This window comes from Pseudovibrio sp. Ad46 (assembly GCF_001623065.1).
Taxonomy (GTDB): domain Bacteria; phylum Pseudomonadota; class Alphaproteobacteria; order Rhizobiales; family Stappiaceae; genus Pseudovibrio.
In genome coordinates, this window is the sequence record NZ_LMCG01000005.1 from 239,196 (window position 1) to 257,380 (window position 18,185).

Consider the following 18,185-nt stretch of genomic DNA (forward strand, 5'->3'; position numbering starts at 1 on the left):
ACTGGCCGTAAATAAACAAGGGAAAATGCTTAGCTAGATTTCAGCGGACCCATATTATCATGTTTGCATATTTAGCTAAGCTCAGAATTGTTCATACCATTACACTGCTCTCAATTATTCCAAGTATTGCAGCTCTCGTTTTTCTCTATCAGCTCATCAAGGTGGATACCGAGGACGAGCAGAAGCTGGCAGCACTGTCTCAGCTCACGCGCCTGTCGGTCAAAATCGGCAGTTTGGTGCATGAGCAGCAAAAGGAGCGCGGAGCCACTGCCTTGTTCCTCGCTAGTAAAGGCCAGCAGTTTGCGGTTGACCTGAAGGAGCAACGCCGAGCAACCGATACAGCGCGCATCGACTATTTGCAGTTCCTAAAAGCCTTTGACCTGACCATCTATCAGCCGGAATTTGCAGCAGACCTGGAAGGCATCAACGCACAACTGCAAAAGACTCCAGCCCTGCGTTCTGAAGTGGATGACCTTAACGTGCAGATTGGAGAGGCAGTCAGTTTCTACACCCAACTAAACTCCGAGAAGCTGGATATCATCGGCTCCATGAGCGAGCTCAGCCCCAACGCGGAAATTGTAGATCGCATTGTGAGCTATCATGCCTTCCTTCTGGCAAAGGAACGGGCAGGCTTGGAGCGGGCGGTTGGTGCCGCTGGCTTTGCAAGCAATGCGTTCCCACCTGCAGCTATGAAGAAGTTTCAAAAGCTGATCGTGGAACAAGAGGCCTTTACTCATATCTTCCAGACCTATGCCACACGTGAAATTTTTGCAGACTTCACAAAGGTGCAGGAAGGGGCTGCCAACACGAAGCTGAACACCTACCGCAGCATCGCGCTGGATGATGCAAACTCCACAACTGACCTGGAAGCAATAAGCGGTCCGGAGTGGTTTGAAACGGCCTCTCAAAAGATCAATCAGCTCAAGACACTGGAAAACACCATCGCCGCGGTTGCCTTCCTGTTGGTGTTCTTGATGTCCCTCATCCTTATCAAATCCATCCAACGTTCCTTCGCAGGTATCATTGAAGCCATGGAGCAACTGGCAAGCGGTGATCTCAACATCAAACTGTCAAAGCCTGCCAAAAACGAAGTTGGCCAAATGATCAAGGCGGTTTCCGTGTTTCAGGAAAACATGATCTTGGCGCGTGATCTCAAGCAGGAGCAAGACACTCAGCACGCCGTACAGCTTGAGCGTGGTGAGTTTCTGGAAGGGCGTATCGCTGATTTTGAGCAGGCTGTCTCATATGTGCTGGAAACCATGGGCCGTAACTCGCAGACCATGCAGCTCTCCTCTCAGGAAATGTCGAATATCTCCGAGCTCACAAGCTCCCAATCCAAAGCCGTGGCTTCCGCAGCTGAAGAAGCATCCCGCAGCGTCCAGTCCGTCGCCTCAGCAACGGAGGAACTCGACAGTTCTGTCGCTGAAATCGGTAACCAGATGCACCATTGCCGAAAAGCAGCCTCAGAGGCCGTAGAGCAAGTGCACAGCGCCAATTCCGACGCAGCAGAACTGCGCAAGGCTGCGCAAAGTGTGGGGGATGTGGTCAGCATCATCACAGATATTGCCGAACAAACCAATCTGCTTGCGCTCAACGCCACAATAGAGGCCGCGCGGGCAGGGGTGGCAGGCAAAGGCTTTGCTGTGGTGGCAAGCGAGGTGAAGTCGCTGGCAGAGCAGACATCTCAGGCGACCGAGCAGATCCGCAACGAGATTGCAGATATCCAGCGCGCAACAGAGGGCTCTCTCACGGCAATGGAAGACATCGACAAGATCATTCGTGAGATCGACGAACGTGCCAGTGCTGTCTCCAGTGCAATCAGTGAGCAAAAGTTCGCCACGCAGGAAATCGCAACCAACGTCAGCGAAGTTGCAGGTGGAACGGCGGAGGTCACGGAAAACATCTCCAAGGTCAACGAGGCCGCCATCCAAACCGGCGTAACCTCCAAGCAAGTCCTCATCGCTTCCGAAGAACTCCGCACGGAAGCTGATCACCTCCGCACGGAAATTGACCAGTTCCTTGGTGACATAAAAGCGGCTTAGGGAGACTGAAACAACAAACCAAAGGCAGTTTGCACATCAGTGTAGGCTGCCTTTTCCGCTGCCCAACACATCATGAAAACCGCCTGCACAGAAACTGCACAAATCTGCACGCGATCTCATGTGTTTTGCCCAACTCCCTGCAATCGAGGTCTCTAGATCTCCCCCAACTTCATTCTTTCAAGTGATTTTGGGGCAAAATCAATGTTATCGACCTCTCGCAAACAACTGCCATGGATGCCTGTCCTTGGCATTCAGGCGCGTCTTATCCTTGGCCTGGGGCTCTGCCTGCTCGCAGATTTCCTATTCTTTGGCCACCGCGCAGAAATCGGCTTCAGCATCTTCATCGTGGCCGTTGCCTTTGCAATCATGCTGGCAGGTGCGGGCAGGGTAAGTGCTCACCGTGCATGGATCGCAGGATTGACAGTGATGGCTGGCGTTGCTCCAAGCGTGCTCCAGTGGGATTTCCTCAGCGGCCTTATTGCGATCCTATCATTAGCCATAAGCGCACTGATCATGAACTTGCGCATAAACGCCTTCGACCTAAAGTTAATAAGAGTGCTGCTCATTTTCCTGCGCCGCTGGCCGCTGGGCTTTGTGAAGGACATGATCACTCTAAGTCGCGTGAAGCGTCGCAAGCGGCCATTCTCCAACTACGCAAAACTGGCGTTCACCTGGTTCTTGCCGCTAACGCTGTTCCCGGTCTTCCTCTACCTGTTTAGCTCATCAAACCCGGTCATTGAGCAGTGGTTGCTCAACATCAATCCTGGAAAGTTCTTCGAAAAACTGAACATGGCACGCATCGTGTTCTGGTCCATTGCTTTTGCTCTGGTCTGGCCGTTTCTGCGGGTCAAGTTCAGAAAAAAGCTGAAGAAAGAGAAAACTACTGTGCCGAGTGTCAAAACACCGGAGCAGGAAGTCGTTCAGGCCTATCAATCAGTGATGGATGATCTCTTTGGCTACAAGGCAGTGGTTCGCTCACTGGTCCTTTTCAACGGTCTCTTCGCCCTGCAAACGGTGTTGGATGCTGTCTACCTGTGGGGCTCTCAAGAACTTCCTGCTGGAACCACATACGCCAATTACGCACACTCAGGCGTTTATACGCTCATCATCGCCGCTCTGTTTGCTGCAATCTTCGTGCTGTTTGCCAGCCGTTCAGGGGCTGCGACCGCAAAATCCAAGCTCGTGCAGGTGCTGCTGCTCGCATGGACAGCTCAAACCGCTCTGCTTGTGGTTTCCTGTCTTGCTCGTCTCGGCAATTACGTCAGCGAGTATTCAATGACTTACCTGCGCTTTTACGCGTTGATCTGGGTGATGCTGGTGCTTATCGGGGTGCTTAGCATTGTTGTGAAGCTCGCGCTGAAGCGTGACAACAGCTGGCTTGTTCGGGTGAACATGCTTGTGGTCGCGGTGATCCTGTATTCCCTCAGCCTCACAAACACTGCCGCTTTGATTGCAGACTACAACGTGACTTACGCCGAGGGCACCAAGTTTGACCATTGGTATCTGATAAAACTTGGTCCGCAGGCGATCCCTGCAATTGATGCGAAGATCAAAAGCGAGCTGGACCGCGGTGTTGAAGGCAAAAATGGGAGATTGATAGAGTTGCAGTCCTCCCGGCGTTACATGGCTCTCCACGTGCGGCTCGACGCAAGGGACTGGCGCCTTTGGAGCCTTAGAAATCAGTTGCTGCTCGATTATCTGCAAGAGAATGAGGTCCCGGTCGAATTGCAAACCCCGACTGAGTTGCAAACGGCACCAAGCGACAGTAAAACTCGATATCGTGATGATCCGGGCCTCTGAAAATGCAAAATATTCTCGTAGTTGATGATGACGCTCATATTCGCGACGTCATCACCTTCGCAATCGAAAAAGCCAATTACAAAGCAAGCGTTGCTCAAGATGGGTTCGATGCTGTCGCCCGTTTCAGGAACGAGCCGGTAGATCTGATCGTCCTCGATATCGGTATGCCTGAAATGGATGGTTTTGAGGTTTGCCGGGAAATCCGCAAGCACTCAGAAGTGCCAATCCTGTTCCTGTCAGCGCGCGATGAAGAAATTGACCGGATCCTCGGTTTGGAGATGGGCGGTGATGACTACGTCACCAAGCCATTTAGCCCTCGGGAACTGGTCGCGCGTATTGGCGCAATTCTGAAGAGAATGAAAGGCCCTAAGCTCGCAGAACCCGCAAGCTCTGCTCAACGAGAAGCCGGAGGCGTGCAACTGGATGCCGCGTATCGATCTGTGACGTATCGTGAGCAACCTGTGGAGCTGACATCTATCGAGTTTGAGATCCTGAAACTGTTTCTTGACCGTCCAAGAATGACGTTTTCGCGCGACAAAATTATAGATCTTGCATACCCGCCAAATATCCATGTCTCTGACCGCACCATCGACAGCCACATCCGCAATCTGCGCTCGAAGCTGACAAATGCAGGGGCTCCCAATCTCATCGAAACCGTTCATGCTGTCGGGTTTCGGTTAGCAGCCATGTCTGCTACAACATGAAGGCTGCCACAACCCGCAAAAAGTGGCGCCCGACCCTGAGCATGGTTGTCGTTGCCGTGTTGCTAAGTGTGCTTCTGCTGCCATTCGCCTTCATCTTGTTCTTCCGCATCTTCGAGCATCAGATTTTCCAGCAAACAGAAAATGCACTGATTGCCCAAAGCGCCGTCTTGTCTGCTGTCATGTCACGCATGGTGGCCGAGCAAGAGGAGATAGAGCTCGGTGAGTTTGCAGCCATTGAGCAAACCATCTCCATTGAGAATGGCCCCTACAAACCCATCGCCCCCCGCACCTATCTGTTTTCTGCAAAAACATTTCCACGCCGAGCAAAAGCGCGTCCTTCAAACGATCCTTCGAGCGACATTATGCAAGAGATCGGGAGCCGCTTGTCTCCCTTGCTCATAGAAACTCAAAAGGTCACTTTGGCTGGTTTCCGGGTGCTGGACCACAAAGGAAACGTCATCGCTGGGCGCAGCGAACTGGGGCTCTCTCTAAGTCACATTGAAGAGGTTCAGGCCGCGCTTTCGGGTGAATATAAAAGCGTTTTACGAGAACGCATTTCAGATGAACCAGCTCCAGCTTTCTCATCCTTAAGCCGCGGAACGGCAACGCGTATATTCTCCGCAATGCCAGTCATCTTGCACAACAAGGTTGTCGGCGTGATTTATGCGTCCAGAACCCCAAGCAACACCATGCGTCAGCTCTTCAAGCAATGGGAAATTGTTGCAATAGCAAGCGCATTCACATTGCTGGTGACAGCGCTGATTGGTTTTGTCTTTCTGCGGGTAATCACGAAGCCAATCCATGAGCTCATAGAGCGCACGCAGCGGATCAGTACGGGTGATGCAAACGCAATCGCCCCGCTCAAGCACAACGGCACACGTGAGTTCGCATCGCTGGCAGATAGCTTTCTGTCCATGGCGCGCAAGATATCTGAGAGAGCAGATTACATCTCAACATTTGCCTCACATGCAGCGCATGAACTGAAGTCTCCAATCACGGCAACCAAGGGCGCGGTAGAGCTGCTCATGGAGTCAGGTGAGGATATGTCGAAGGAACAGCGAAACCGCTTCCTGAATAACATCCTCAAAGACTCCGACAGGGTGACAGCTCTGCTGGATCGCTTGCGTCATCTGGCGCGTGCAGATAACCCGAAATCAACGGGTCAGCTGGATCTGGAAAGCCTGCTCAACCACCTGCAGAATCAATACGCTAGTCTTGAAGTGAACTGTAAGAGCCAATCTTCGGTCCAAGTGCCGATCACGCTTGAAAATGCAGAAATCATTTTCTTCAACCTAGTGGACAATGCGATCAACCACGCGGCCACAAAAGTTACTATCCAAATCGAAGAAACGCCGACAACACTGCGATTCTACATTTGCGACAATGGAAGCGGTATTTCTGAGGGGAATGCAGGGAAAATTTTTGACCTGTTCTTCACAACCCGCCGCTCAGAAGGTGGGACCGGAATGGGCCTTGGCATCGTGCAGTCCATGGTGAAATCTCACTACGGCTCTCTCACCTTTTTGGCGGATCGTGCAGAAACAACCTTCTGTGTTGAGCTGCCCAAAGTCCTGCCACAGGACGCATAATCCCGAATCTGTGTGTGACTTCCCCCTGCTTCGCGGGGAGCGTCTAGCCTAAAAAAAATTCTTGCGCTGTTCTTTATAGGACAGCTTGTTTCATGGATCCGCGCGACACTCATCTAAAGCAGCTGCAAAAACAAGGCTGCCACACCGAGTACGGTATTGCAGCACTGCATTCGGTTAAAAAATAGGTGAGCGTCACCACTTCGGTCAGACAGCAAATTTACCGAGTGGATAAGCCTCCGGAGGTCTTTGAAGTTGCCTCAACACAACAACACTTCAAAGACATCTGGCCGACCTGCGGAAACTGCCAAATTCGTGGGTCGGCTCCCCCTTGGAGATGCTGAAAACCGCAAGAAACCGCCCTAATGCACTCCCGCAAACTTACATCCACGGAAGTGCATGTCATGAGTGTCAGGCGTCGCCTTTCATATGTCGGTTACCGCTTTGCACGCGTTTGATCATTTTTGAGAAGTTTTTTGAACGGGACCGGGACTGCGCAACAGTCTCACTGTTGTATTGCTCTTCCCGCACCAGCTTCTGCCAGCGTTTCAACCGAGCAGCATCCAGCTCACCCGACTCAATCGCAGCCTGGATGGCACACCCAGGCTCTGCATCATGGCTGCAATCACCAAACCGGCAGTCCTCAGCAAGATCAACCAGATCCTGAAACACCGCCGAAACGCCTTCGGAAACCTCATAGAGCCTCAAGGCACGCATACCCGGCGTGTCCATAAGCCAGCGGCCTTCACCAATCGGGTAAAGGCAGCGTGCCGTCGTTGTATGCCGGCCTTTGGCATCATCTTCACGAATGCCAGAGGTTTTGGCGGAAGACCCGCTCAAGCTGTTGAGAATAGTAGACTTACCAACACCAGATGACCCAACCAAAGCTGCCGTCTGTCCGGCTTTCCACCAGTCAAAGAGCGGCATGATTTGAGAGGCATCGCGGGTATCAAGAGCTATGACCGGCAACAAAGGATCGATCTTTTGCACCTGCACTTCAAAGTCCCGCGTGTCCTCCACCAAATCGGCTTTGGTCAACAGCACAACAGGTTGAATGCCAGCTTGCTGGGCAACAGCCAGATATCGCTCAAGGCGCGCAATGTTGAAGTCTTTGTTGCAGGAGGTGGTAATGAACAGAACATCCAGATTAGCCGCAATCAGCTGCGTGCGTGCATCTTCGCCTGCGGCCCGTCGTTCCACGACAGTAAGGCGGTCAAGAACACGCGTAACCTGAAACTGAGAATCATAGATCACCCAGTCACCAACGGCATAAGAGCCTGTAGAACCATGGCCTGGGACGCTCAAAGAAAACTCTCCCTCACTGCTGATGGCGACCATCTGGTTCCTATGAACCTGAGTAATGCGCGCAACAGAAAGAGTTTGCAGCTCGTCATCGCGAAGCTGCATCATAAAATGAGCCGACCAACCCAGCTCAATCAATTTATGGGACATTTATCTGCCTGAAATAGAACAGCACAATAGGGTCGCCGTAGCTATCGCATACGGACCCCAAAGTGGGTCAGGCAGGTAAGGCGTGTTGCCTATTTAAACGAACCTGCCTGAGGCACCTTTATTACAATCATCAAACACCTCCTTTGGTTACGTTTCGGGCATCACACTCTTGTGCAACATCATTGAGCTTATAGAGCTACCGGGTGTTTGGCAAGCAGGATTCCCATGCGGCATAATGGCCAAAGCGCGTTGTGTCTGATTGGCTTCAATCACACCATAATAATTCGCTGCACTAAAAATTTTGGAGCGCGATGTGCTCTAAGAGTTCGACCTGGCTTCAAGCGCCAGATGGATCATTTTCGCCACATCCAGCACGTCATCATTCAGCGCTTGCTCAACCAAGCTGATGTCCACCGTCATGTCATAAAGCTCGCCAAAATCGTCTGTAAACGGACTGTTCTTGTATGTGTGGCTGACAACAAAAGCACACGGGGAGCTGACCTTCAGCTCGCACGTCTTCTTTTTCTTCTTCAAGCTGATAAAGAAGCCATGCCCCCAGTCATTGGTAAAGGGAAACACGATTTGCCCCCGCAGCTTGGTATTGAGATAAAGCTGGGCCGGGATCGTTGTTGTGCCATAGCAAAGATAGACCCGATCTAACGGTGCGCCTTTGTAATCTGCATGAACGTTCGCAATGGACGCCAGATTCTCACGACACGGATCATGCAGTTTGTCATGCGGCTCATCGAAGTAGACAGAACCTTCAGCGCCAACCACATGAGCAATGATGGCAGTGAAATAACCAAGGCCAGAACCTGACTCAAAAACCGCCATACCCGGCTTGAGGTCTGACCAGTTGAAGATCTGCGCCCATAAAGACGGCTGACCAGTATTGATATTGGCCTCGTGCACAAGCTCTACCAGCATGTCCTGATAAAGGTCCTCTGGATCCTCCAGAACCGCCCTGCGGCCATATCCCTGCGTTGTGATAGCGACACGCCAAGGAGGAGGAAAGAGGAAATCTTCTTTGCGAACAGTGGCAAACGCATCCATCAGCAATGCCCGGTTCCCACCGCGCAAATTGTAACAAACTTCTTGCGCGTATGCGTTTTCAGACATCGCAGAAAAACCGCCGCCTCAAGAGAAGAGAGAAAGTATGACCCATGCGACCGGATTCAATCAAACCGCATCGGTCTACTCAAATCAAATAATAGAGCGCAGCACGTGAGTGCCACAAACTCCAGGACAGACTAACTTTTCTCAAGAGCAATTGAAGACCAGTTGAAATAAGGGTCCAAACTTTAACGGAGCCCTATTGCGCGGAGCTGGTCCCAAGGCTTGCAAGCTTCTTCGCAGAGGGAGCCCGCCAAACTTGGTAAAGGCCATATCCAATCAATGGGATATAAATAAAGTTTGAAATGAAAGATGAATTGATGAGCCAGTTTATCATCTGATCTGGTTCAAGAAGTAAGAATAACGTTATGTGGGAGTAAAATCTAAATACAACGGAATAAAAACTAATGGCGAATGAGATCCCGATGTAAAGCCCAATAAATCTCAGAAGATTAATTTGTTTAGGGGCTACAAAGAAGCCTGCGAGTATAAAGAACAGGACAATTGCGGACCGTAAATAGTAGATTGTGACAAGTCCAGGGATAGGAGGGAGGTTTGAAACAGCGTTAAGAAAGATGCTGCTGAGTAGTCCCAATAATGCCTCTGAGGAAAGGACAATAAAAGCATAGCATAGGTATGTGCGGATCAGTTCAGCACGGCTGACACTGAACATCGCGATGTCAGGACGAGGCTGTCCTGCTGGCTCTTCTGGTGTTTTCATAAATCAATATTTCGGTCTGAAAAATGCAAATTGACCGATGAGACGGTCCGTGAAATTGCGGACCATCATATGTTCTATACACGCATATACAACCTAAAGTGCAAAATCTAAGACTTATGGTAGTAATAGGAAGCGCAGAACCCGGCTCGCCTGATCAGAGGCTCCGTATTTTGCACAGTGCTTACTCAGGTACAATATGGAGTTTCTTATCTAGGCATTTCATAGCTGTAAGAAGCGCAGAAGTTGGATTGGCTTTCCATGCCTTCTACCGTCATAGGCGGCATATCACCGTCAAAAACATCGATTGCCAGCATGTTCTTGCTTGGGTAGCTGAGAACGAGATAGCCATCTGTCGTGTCTGGCAAACAGAGATTATTGTTACGGATCAGCATGAGCATATCAGCGCCCGTAAAGCGGTAGAGATTGGGAACTTCGCTGGTTACAGGCTTAATATGCAACACACTTCCTGTCGCCATCGTGATTGAGGTCATCCCCACGACGATGTCACCGGTAATACTGGTCGCGGTGGTGCTGGAGGCACCCCATTTTTTATCAGGAGCCTCGCCAGCATAAGCAAGCGGAATGGAAGCAAGAGACAAGCCCAGAAAGACAGAAGTAATCTTGATTTTCATTTGGAACTACCTTGATTGAAACAGTCAGGGCGTAGGTTGCCCTACGACTTGTTGTAGGTAAACGAGCCGCAGAACCCGGCTTGCTGATCAACGCTCTTGCCAGCTTCAGGCGGTACATCACCTCCGAAGACATCAATTACGAGAAAATCTGGCTGCGACCGGTCGATGATCATGAAACCTTTCTCGACGTCTTTCTCGCAGAAAACTTTGCCCTCTGGCAGGTCGAGAGAAGTTGCACCAGTGAAGGAGAAGAGGTTGGGGGTATACCCTTCAACGCCCGTGATTGTCAGAATTCCAGATTTGCCCATCTCGATCGTCCCGGGAGCCAGAATAATGTCTCCGGTGATCTGCTCAGCTGAAAAGCTGTAGGCGTGCCAGTCTTCCGGGCCGGCAATTTCCGGCTCGTCCTGAGCAAGGGAACCAACAGGTGTCATCATGAGGGCAACAATGCCCAGAGCACCAGCGATACTTCGTAAGTTTGGATGCCGCATCTTAAGTCTCTTGAGGCCTCTCTCCGTTTATCGCGGAGATCCTAGGCGGCGAACATAAATATCTTCCTAGATCGAAATATCGAATTGCAGGCAAAACAAAAGCCACGCTGGAAACCAACGTGGCTTTGTCAAAGTACCGACGGAATGCCGGAAACTTAAAATTCTTAGTTTGGCTTCGCTTCGCCGTTTTCGCCTGCAGCAGGTGCCTGCTGAGCAGCAGCAGCCTGAGCGAGGTTCTGACGGTACAGAGCTGCAAAGTCGATTGGATCGAGCAGCAGTGGTGGGAAGCCGCCATTGCGTGTGGTGTCTGCAAGGATGTTGCGAGCAAACGGGAACAGCATGCGTGGGCACTCGATCAGGATGAACGGGTGCATATGCTCCTGAGGAACACCGGTGATCTGGAATACGCCACCGTAAACGAGTTCAACAGCAAACAGAACCTGCTCAGGAGTGTTCGCTTTTGCGTTCAGAGTAATAATAACTTCGAACTGGTCTTCGCCAATTGGGTTCGCACCAACGTTTACGTTGATGTCCAGCTTTGGCTGTTCACCTGGCTGAAGAGACTTCGGAGAATTTGGGTTTTCAAAAGAAAGGTCTTTAATGTACTGAGCCAGGATGTTCATGCCTGGTGCAGCTGCTTCACCCTGTTCACCAGCAGTATTAGCTTCACTCATATCGTTTTTCCCGTGTCGCAATAACAATCACTGGTACAACACACTGTCACTCTTAAGTGTTTGTTTGCCGTACCTGCGCAACTAGATGGTGGCTAGCATGCCCCAGAGGCGGATACAAGGCTATGCTAACATTTCAGCGGCAAAACAAGATAGTTCTGCCACATAACCCATTGGCAAGTGGATCACCTGTGATTTATGAAGGGCATCTGTGACATATTGGAGCAAGATTAAATGATGAGCACACCGGAAGGGCAGTCGCGACTGTTAGACCCGCAGATCAAGCTGGATACGCTTGTGCGCCTGCGTTGGTTGGCAGTGGCAGGACAAACTGTCTCTTTGCTTGTGGTGCACTATCTGCTCAACTTCCCGCTGCCCATTGGTTACAGCTACGTTCTGGTGGCCGCATCCGCCTGGCTCAATGTCATTCTCAAAATTCGCTGGCCATCAAGCACGCGCATTTCCAAAAATGCAGCAGCAGCTCAGCTGGCCTACGATATCATTCAGCTCGGTGGCCTGTTCTACCTCACTGGTGGTCTGGGCAACCCGTTCTGTTTCCTCATTCTTGCACCTGTTGTCGTCTCTGCAACCGCGCTCTCTTCCCGCAACACCATCATTCTCGGCGCGCTGGCCGGTGCAGTTGTCACGCTGCTCACCGCGTTCCATATGCCGCTGCCATGGTATGATGGCACGCAGATTGATCTGCCTCCGCTCTACCTTGTCGGCGTCTGGTTCTCGCTCATGTGCTCCATGTTCTTCATGGCAACATACTCTTTGCGGGTTGCTGAAGAAGCTCGCCAGCTCTCCAATGCATTGGCGGCCAGTGACATGGTCCTGGCGCACCAGAAGCACCTGTCCGCGCTGGACGGCCTTGCAACAGCTGCCGCGCACGAACTCGGCACACCGCTGGGCACCATCTATCTGACAGCCAAAGAGCTCTCCACCGAGTTTGAGAAGGGTGACCCACTGCGTGAAGATGCTGAGCTGGTTTATTCTCAGGCCGCGCGTTGTCGTGAGATTCTGAAGAAGCTCACAAGCCTGTCCAGTGATGCCGATCAGGTGTTCCAGCGCATGCCGATTTCGCTGCTGCTGGCAGATGTATCTGAGCCGCACCGAGGTCTCGGCATTGAAATCAATATCAAGGCCGAAGGTGTTGGACCAGAACCCGTCGGCGTCCGTGATGCTGCCATCAGCTATGGCCTCGGCAACCTGCTCGAAAACGCGGTAGACTTCGCAGAAACCACCGTTCTTTTCGAAGCAAAGTGGGATGATAAGCACGTCGAAATCTTCATTCTGGATGACGGGCCAGGCTTTGCGCCGGACGTGCTTGCCAGAATGGGCGAACCCTATGTTTCCAAACGCTCTGCGCCTGCAATTTCAGAGGATGGCGAGGAAGAATTTGACGACGAAGCAGAACGCCAGTCAGGCGGTGGCTTGGGTCTTGGCTTCTTCATTGCCAAAACATTGCTGGAGCGCTCTGGCGGAAGAGTGAATTTTCATAATCGAAAAGATCCTGACCGCGGAGCTTTGGTTCATATACGCTGGCTACGTGAAACTATGGATCAGGGAGCGCAAACTCCAGAATCCTGAGAGTAAATCTCTAGGTATCCTAGTAAAAATACTTTAGCGAAATCTGGCTATAAAAGCCCATGGGAACTTCCCTTAACTGAAAAATATACTAAAGTGTCCTGTGAATACCGTAGATTAATCGGACCTGCAAAATGACAGAACCAGAAGTTGCACCTCTTGGACGCCTTCTAATCGTTGATGACGATCGTGCTTTCCAGCAGCGCTTGGAACGTGCGATGCAGAAACGAGGGTTTCACACGGAAACCGCTGACGGCGTAAGAGAAGCGCTGAGTAAAGTTGCAGCACAGGCACCTGATTATGCTGTCGTAGACATGCGCCTCGAAGATGGCAGCGGTCTGGACGTGGTTGAAGCCATCCGCATGAAAAAGCCGGACGCGCGCGCAATCATCCTGACCGGCTATGGCAACATCGCAACTGCTGTAACAGCAGTAAAGCTTGGTGCCATTGACTATCTCGCAAAGCCAGCTGATGCTGATGATATTCTGGCAGCGCTGACCCGCCGTCCAAACGATAAAGCCCCTCCACCAGACAATCCAATGTCTGCTGACCGGGTTCGTTGGGAGCATATCCAGCGCGTTTATGAGCTGTGTGACCGCAACGTTTCAGAGACAGCCCGTCGCCTGAACATGCACCGCAGAACGCTCCAGCGCATCCTGGCAAAGCGCGCACCGCGCTAATCCAGCGGCATTCATTACTACAAAAACACAAAAGCGCGGCTCAAACCGCGCTTTAATTTTGTCTGTACTCGGGAAAGTGAGAGAGCTTTAGCTCTTCTCTTCGCTCTCTAAGCTGTGCTTCTGGATCAACGGAAGCTGCATCATGGTGAAGACCATGGTGATTGGCATGAAACCAAAGACCTTAAAGTCCACCCAGAAGTCCGTTGAGAAGTTGCGCCAGACAAACTCATTGATCAGCGCCAGCACAAAGAAGAACAGACCCCAGCGCATAGTCAGCTTGCGCCAGCCTTCCGCATCCAGCTTGAAGGCGCTGTCAAACACATAGCCCAGCAGAGACTTACCGAAGAACAGCCCGCCCAGCAAAATCGAACCGAACAGGGTATTCACAATGGTCGGCTTGAGTTTGATGAACAGATCATCCTGCAAATACAGCGTCAGTGCGCCAAACACGAGCACCACAACACCAGACACCACCGGCATCACGGGCAGATGACGGGTGAGGATATAGGACACGGTGAGGGAGATGGTGATTGCCACCATAAAGGCAGCTGTTGCAATAAAGATCGGCTGACTAAGAGCACCCAATGCAGGAAACATCTCGGCAAGCTGTGCGCCTCTGGAGTTGGCGATGAAGAAAACGCCCAATGGACCGAGCTCAAGGGCCAGTTTCAAAAGTGGCGAAATGTCTTGGCGCTCAGTTGTCTGCGTAGAGCGTTCTGAATTCATCTGCAAAGGCTTCCTTTTGTTGCTTTTCTCCCGACCTGAGAGATTTAAGCAGCAATTTTGCTATTAAAAGGGCAATTAAGAGCGAAATTGCAAAATCGTCAAGTTTTATGGCACCAATATAGCCGTTTTGAGGGGCTACAGCCTTAATTATGCGTTCATCTTGCAGTGAAGAAGCGTGAACTACTTGGTTTGGAGTGGAAGTTAAATTTCAGACCTCACTCCTACCCCTCACGCAAACCTGTAAGAGATGCCAACAGATTGTGTCGCACTCTCAAACACTAGAAATTCATTTCGCCCGCAACCTCTGAATGAGTTATGCTTTGTGCAAGTGGGAAATTCGGGAACGATGATATTCAAAGGTCTTTCTAAAATGGCTGTTATTGCAATTCTTCTGGTCGCGCTTGTGGTTGGCGTCACTGCAAAACTTATTTGGCAAAACTCCAGAGTGCCGGATTATGTTGGTGTGCAAGATGGTCAGTTTGCGGCTCTGCCCAACTCCCCCAATGCTGTCTCTTCTCAAACAGAAGACACAGCCCGCCGTGTGGAGCCTTTGCCCATGCTCTCCTCCTTTGAGATCACACAGGCAGCTCTCACCAACACCTTGCAGGAGATGGGCAAGAACAAGATCAGCAAGGTGGAAGGATCATACCTCCACGCCGTCTTCACAAGCTCAAGCATGGGTTACAACGACGATGTGGAACTCTGGATCGATGAAGAAGCAGGCGTCGTGCACTACCGCTCTCAATCCCGCGTTGGCTACAGCGATATGGGCGCCAACAAGGCTCGCTACGAGCGTTTCAGAAGCATTTATTCCACATTCACTGACACTGAGAATTGACTCAGAGGCAACTAACACACCTGTGAGTTTCGCAGAGTCAATATCCCCTTGAAATGACTCATGAATCTACCCGATAGCATACAGTGCAACTGACTCTGCGGGAGATAAGCCGCAGAAACCTTGAGACTCACAAAACTGTAAGTAGCCAGTGAGTCTGAAGCGGGTCAGGAGGGCAGCCTACTTGCTGCAGTGGCTCTGGCATTTGAAGAAGATGAAGCTCGGGTTCTTCTGCAGCTTCTCATAATGGATCGGAGATTTTTCCTTCATCTCGGCAGCTGGCATCCCTTCGCGCAGGTCCACAACACACATTCCGGCAGCTGAGAGCCACCCAAACAGCATGGAGAGTGGGCGGCGATAAAAACTCACCTTCACCGGCATACCAATGGTGTTCCATTCCTCCGTCACATGTTCCTGACGCAGATAACTACCGCTTGGAGAGCACTGTGCATCCACCAGCGGATGATGGGTTGAGAACACGAAGTAACCACCCGGCTTCAACACGTTCCCGATGTCTCTGAAAAGCTTGTTCAGGTCTTCGACGTAATGGATCATCAACGGACAGATCACGATATCAAACGTGCCTTCCAGTTTCTCCGGCAACCCATTAGACAGGTCAGAGGTGTAGCACTTTACGTTGTCGTCCAGCTTCTCTTTCACCAGCTTCAGCATCTGCTCGGATTCATCAATGCAGGTTACATCAGCTCCGTGATCATAGAGAAACTGCGCATACACGCCGGGGCCGCACCCAAGGTCCAGCACCTTCAGCCCTTGCAGCGGCGGCAGCATGCCAAGCAGGGTGGGGCGCTCTAAAAGAGCGTTGTAGATGTTCTCCTGAATGGCCTCATCATACTGCTCGGCAAAATCGCTATACAACCGAGATGTCATTCACGTACTCCGCATCAAACACATGTTCCCGAACAAGACCTCTGATCAACGCCTAGGAATATGCGACAAAACCATAATTAAAAGCAGCCGAAACCAACTGGAATAAAGGTAAATACCTTTCAAAATCCGTGTTTCTGCCATGCTGCCAGATGGGCCTTGTATGAGTCTAACGCGAAAAAACTGTGTCGTGATGACGGCAAGCTCAAGCTCATATCGCAGCGACAACGAGGTGTCAGAACCCCTGAAAAACGGCAGAGCTACCGCTTTTCCCGTAAGAGCCAGATAAAGAAAATCCCGCCAATAAGCCCGGTAATGATGCCAATCGGCATGTCTTCCGGCTTCATCAGCGTCCGTGCAGCAGCATCTGCAAGCAATAGGAAGATCGCCCCAAACAGCGCTGAAACAGGGATCAGGCGTCGATAATCGCCGCCAACAAACAGCCGCACAATATGAGGCACCATAAGCCCCACAAACCCGATCATGCCGGAAAACGCGACCATAACACCCGTAATCAGCGCACCAATCACAAAGGTTTCCAGCCGGAAGGCACCAACGGATATGCCAAGTGTTGTCGCCGTCTCATCGCCAATTGTCATCGCGTTGAAATGCCCTGCGCGAAACCACAGCCAGAGCCCGCACAAAGCAAGCACCACCAACGGGTAGGCGAGATGTGCCCACTGCGCCAGCCCCAATCCGCCCAGCATCCAGTAAACCACAGTATGCGTCGCCCGTGGGTCTGCCAAAAAGATGAGGATATTGGCGCCTGCCATCAGCACAAAGCTCACAGCTACACCCGTCAGCACCAGACGGTCGGCACTGGTAGCGCTTGTAAACTTCGCCACCCCAATCACCAGCAGCGTTGCCCCAAGAGCACCCAGAAACGCCAGCAAAGGTACGGTGAGCATCCCCAAAAACAGCCCCGTATGCAGCAGAGCCAACACCGCCCCAAACGCGCCACCAGCTGAAATGCCGATCAAATGCGGGTCAGCTAGCGGGTTGCGGGTGACGGATTGAAGGCAAGCTCCCACGATGGAAAGCCCGGCCCCCACCATGATCGCCAGCAGCGCACGGGGCAGGCGGATCTCCCAGAGAATGCTCTCCCGCCCCAGCGACCAGCTCGGCTCAACCGTGCCCGGCACCAGTTTGTTGGCAAGAACACCCCATACAGTCTCCATGGAAATGGAAACCGCCCCAACGGAGACCGCAAGGCAGACAGAAAGAACCAGCGCAGCCAATCCCACGCAGCAAATCTGCAGCAAATGATGAGAAGAGCCCTCTTTGGGGGCTACAACAACGCCGGTTCCTTCGCTCATTGTTAGTTACCCCAGAATGCGGTTGCGAGTTTCTTGATCGCCTTGATGTTCCGTGGTCCCGGAGTTGCTTCAGCATATTCCAGCGTCACGAACCGGTCATTCTTCACCGCATCCATATCCGCAAAGGCGGGGTTGTTGAGCATGAACTCACGCTTCTGCGCAGCAGTCACTTCGCCGTAGTTGATAATCACGATCACTTCCGGGTTGGTCTCAACCACAGCCTCCCAGTTCACGCGCACCCAGCTCTTATCCAATGTATCCGTCACGTTGGTGCCGCCAGCAGCCTCAATCAGCGCGGTTGGCATCCCATAACGACCAGCAGTGAACGGAGAATCTTCACCTCCGTCATAAACAAACACACGCAGAGGTGTGTCAGCAGCCTTCAAGCCAGCTTTGAACTGCGCAAGGTCTTCGCGATAAGCCTGCACCAACGCTTCCGCCCGCTCTTCAACATCAAAGATGCGGCCAAGGTTCAAAAGATCATTGTACATGTCATCCATGGAAACCTTTGGCTTCTCGCCAATATGGATGCAGCTCTCGGTCAGCTCGTACACCTTGATACCGAACGGCTCCAGCGTCTCCGGTGTGAGCTCGCCACCAACCCTCATACCATAATTCCAACCTGCAAAAAAGAAATCCGCGTCAGCACCAATTAGGATTTCTTTGTTCGGATACTTTGGGGCAAGCTCCGGCAGCACAGCCACTTGATCCGTGAGCTCTTCATCCAGCGTCTTCCACCCAGAAATACCGGTGTAGCCCACCATGTTGTCCTGCAACTCCAGTGCCAGCATCATTTCTGTGAGGTTGGAGTCATGCGATACCGCCCGCTGCGGCACGCCATCAAATTCGACAGTGCGGTTACAGCTCTTGACGGAAACCTCTGCCAGCGCAGCGGAAGAGGAAAGCAGCGCCGCAGCCAGCGCCAAACCAAGTTTTTTCATGAA

Annotated in this window: 16 protein-coding genes; 7 read left to right on the forward strand and 9 right to left on the reverse strand. The window is 51.7% G+C overall.

Going from position 1 to position 18,185, the window contains the following annotated elements:
- The first annotated feature begins 59 nt into the window (after nt 1-59).
- The 4 genes from PsAD46_RS02645 (at nt 60) to PsAD46_RS02660 (ending at nt 6,135) form a co-directional block, all read left to right on the forward strand.
- Nucleotides 60-2,042 carry a methyl-accepting chemotaxis protein gene (locus tag PsAD46_RS02645; protein WP_063306073.1) on the forward strand — a complete coding sequence of 661 codons (1,983 nt, stop codon included), beginning with the start codon at nt 60-62 and terminating at the stop codon, nt 2,040-2,042.
- A 201-nt stretch (nt 2,043-2,243) separates the two neighbouring features.
- The gene (locus tag PsAD46_RS02650) at nt 2,244-3,842 is read left to right on the forward strand and encodes a DUF4173 domain-containing protein (RefSeq protein WP_208981633.1); all 1,599 of its coding nucleotides are present in this window, start codon (nt 2,244-2,246) and stop codon (nt 3,840-3,842) included.
- Between the two features lie 2 nt (nt 3,843-3,844).
- Entirely contained in the window at nt 3,845-4,546 is a 702-nt protein-coding gene (locus tag PsAD46_RS02655) for a response regulator transcription factor (protein WP_063306074.1), read from the forward strand.
- Entirely contained in the window at nt 4,543-6,135 is a 1,593-nt protein-coding gene (locus PsAD46_RS02660; RefSeq protein ID WP_063306075.1) for a HAMP domain-containing sensor histidine kinase, read from the forward strand. Before PsAD46_RS02655 ends, PsAD46_RS02660 begins: the two co-directional genes overlap by 4 nt.
- A 408-nt stretch (nt 6,136-6,543) precedes the next feature.
- On the opposite strand, the gene rsgA is transcribed toward PsAD46_RS02660, so the two are convergent.
- The 5 genes from rsgA to secB form a co-directional block, all read right to left on the reverse strand.
- Complete coding sequence (rsgA, locus tag PsAD46_RS02665) at nt 6,544-7,584, reverse strand: ribosome small subunit-dependent GTPase A (protein WP_063306076.1); 1,041 nt, start codon at nt 7,582-7,584, stop codon at nt 6,544-6,546.
- Nucleotides 7,585-7,902: 318 nt separating this feature from the next.
- A complete protein-coding gene (locus PsAD46_RS02670; protein WP_063306077.1) occupies nt 7,903-8,703 on the reverse strand; it encodes a protein-L-isoaspartate O-methyltransferase in 801 nt (266 codons plus the stop codon).
- A gap of 921 nt (nt 8,704-9,624) precedes the next feature.
- A complete protein-coding gene (locus PsAD46_RS02680) occupies nt 9,625-10,050 on the reverse strand; it encodes a hypothetical protein (RefSeq protein ID WP_063302659.1) in 426 nt (141 codons plus the stop codon).
- A 41-nt stretch (nt 10,051-10,091) separates the two neighbouring features.
- Nucleotides 10,092-10,541 carry a hypothetical protein gene (locus PsAD46_RS02685; RefSeq protein ID WP_063306079.1) on the reverse strand — a complete coding sequence of 150 codons (450 nt, stop codon included), beginning with the start codon at nt 10,539-10,541 and terminating at the stop codon, nt 10,092-10,094.
- 164 nt (nt 10,542-10,705) lie between these two features.
- On the reverse strand, nt 10,706-11,215 hold the full coding sequence (secB, locus tag PsAD46_RS02690) for a protein-export chaperone SecB (protein WP_063294263.1): 510 nt from the start codon (nt 11,213-11,215) through the stop codon (nt 10,706-10,708).
- A gap of 231 nt (nt 11,216-11,446) precedes the next feature.
- On the opposite strand from secB, the gene PsAD46_RS02695 reads away from it, so the two are divergent.
- Nucleotides 11,447-12,802: an ActS/PrrB/RegB family redox-sensitive histidine kinase gene (locus PsAD46_RS02695; protein ID WP_057463015.1), complete on the forward strand. Its 1,356-nt coding sequence runs from the start codon at nt 11,447-11,449 to the stop codon at nt 12,800-12,802.
- A gap of 131 nt (nt 12,803-12,933) precedes the next feature.
- Nucleotides 12,934-13,479, forward strand: a complete 546-nt coding sequence (locus PsAD46_RS02700; protein ID WP_057463014.1) for an ActR/PrrA/RegA family redox response regulator transcription factor — start codon at nt 12,934-12,936, stop codon at nt 13,477-13,479.
- An 87-nt stretch (nt 13,480-13,566) separates the two neighbouring features.
- Here the strand turns inward: PsAD46_RS02700 and PsAD46_RS02705 are convergent, their stop codons facing one another.
- Entirely contained in the window at nt 13,567-14,205 is a 639-nt protein-coding gene (locus PsAD46_RS02705; protein ID WP_063306080.1) for a septation protein A, read from the reverse strand.
- 370 nt (nt 14,206-14,575) lie between these two features.
- Between PsAD46_RS02705 and PsAD46_RS02710 the strand changes: the two genes are divergently transcribed.
- Nucleotides 14,576-15,043 (forward strand): DUF1499 domain-containing protein, encoded by a 468-nt coding sequence (locus tag PsAD46_RS02710; RefSeq protein ID WP_063306190.1) that lies wholly within the window; start codon nt 14,576-14,578, stop codon nt 15,041-15,043.
- Nucleotides 15,044-15,220: 177 nt separating this feature from the next.
- Here the strand turns inward: PsAD46_RS02710 and PsAD46_RS02715 are convergent, their stop codons facing one another.
- The 3 genes from PsAD46_RS02715 to PsAD46_RS02725 form a co-directional block, all read right to left on the reverse strand.
- Nucleotides 15,221-15,928 (reverse strand): class I SAM-dependent methyltransferase, encoded by a 708-nt coding sequence (locus PsAD46_RS02715; RefSeq protein WP_057463012.1) that lies wholly within the window; start codon nt 15,926-15,928, stop codon nt 15,221-15,223.
- Between the two features lie 257 nt (nt 15,929-16,185).
- Nucleotides 16,186-17,241 (reverse strand): iron ABC transporter permease, encoded by a 1,056-nt coding sequence (locus PsAD46_RS02720; protein WP_063294260.1) that lies wholly within the window; start codon nt 17,239-17,241, stop codon nt 16,186-16,188.
- Nucleotides 17,242-17,243: 2 nt separating this feature from the next.
- A complete protein-coding gene (locus PsAD46_RS02725) occupies nt 17,244-18,182 on the reverse strand; it encodes an ABC transporter substrate-binding protein (protein ID WP_063294259.1) in 939 nt (312 codons plus the stop codon).
- Nucleotides 18,183-18,185 lie beyond the last annotated feature (3 nt).

What these genes read in the sequence shown, in the direction of transcription:
- PsAD46_RS02645 (WP_063306073.1), top strand. Translation starts at nt 60, where the DNA reads ATGTTTGCATATTTAGCTAAGCTCAGAATTGTTCATACCATTACACTG.
- PsAD46_RS02650 (WP_208981633.1), top strand. Translation starts at nt 2,244, where the DNA reads ATGTTATCGACCTCTCGCAAACAACTGCCATGGATGCCTGTCCTTGGC.
- PsAD46_RS02655 (WP_063306074.1), top strand. Translation starts at nt 3,845, where the DNA reads ATGCAAAATATTCTCGTAGTTGATGATGACGCTCATATTCGCGACGTC.
- PsAD46_RS02660 (WP_063306075.1), top strand. Translation starts at nt 4,543, where the DNA reads ATGAAGGCTGCCACAACCCGCAAAAAGTGGCGCCCGACCCTGAGCATG.
- rsgA (WP_063306076.1), bottom strand. Translation starts at nt 7,584, where the DNA reads ATGTCCCATAAATTGATTGAGCTGGGTTGGTCGGCTCATTTTATGATG.
- PsAD46_RS02670 (WP_063306077.1), bottom strand. Translation starts at nt 8,703, where the DNA reads ATGTCTGAAAACGCATACGCGCAAGAAGTTTGTTACAATTTGCGCGGT.
- PsAD46_RS02680 (WP_063302659.1), bottom strand. Translation starts at nt 10,050, where the DNA reads ATGAAAATCAAGATTACTTCTGTCTTTCTGGGCTTGTCTCTTGCTTCC.
- PsAD46_RS02685 (WP_063306079.1), bottom strand. Translation starts at nt 10,541, where the DNA reads ATGCGGCATCCAAACTTACGAAGTATCGCTGGTGCTCTGGGCATTGTT.
- secB (WP_063294263.1), bottom strand. Translation starts at nt 11,215, where the DNA reads ATGAGTGAAGCTAATACTGCTGGTGAACAGGGTGAAGCAGCTGCACCA.
- PsAD46_RS02695 (WP_057463015.1), top strand. Translation starts at nt 11,447, where the DNA reads ATGATGAGCACACCGGAAGGGCAGTCGCGACTGTTAGACCCGCAGATC.
- PsAD46_RS02700 (WP_057463014.1), top strand. Translation starts at nt 12,934, where the DNA reads ATGACAGAACCAGAAGTTGCACCTCTTGGACGCCTTCTAATCGTTGAT.
- PsAD46_RS02705 (WP_063306080.1), bottom strand. Translation starts at nt 14,205, where the DNA reads ATGAATTCAGAACGCTCTACGCAGACAACTGAGCGCCAAGACATTTCG.
- PsAD46_RS02710 (WP_063306190.1), top strand. Translation starts at nt 14,576, where the DNA reads ATGGCTGTTATTGCAATTCTTCTGGTCGCGCTTGTGGTTGGCGTCACT.
- PsAD46_RS02715 (WP_057463012.1), bottom strand. Translation starts at nt 15,928, where the DNA reads ATGACATCTCGGTTGTATAGCGATTTTGCCGAGCAGTATGATGAGGCC.
- PsAD46_RS02720 (WP_063294260.1), bottom strand. Translation starts at nt 17,241, where the DNA reads ATGAGCGAAGGAACCGGCGTTGTTGTAGCCCCCAAAGAGGGCTCTTCT.
- PsAD46_RS02725 (WP_063294259.1), bottom strand. Translation starts at nt 18,182, where the DNA reads ATGAAAAAACTTGGTTTGGCGCTGGCTGCGGCGCTGCTTTCCTCTTCC.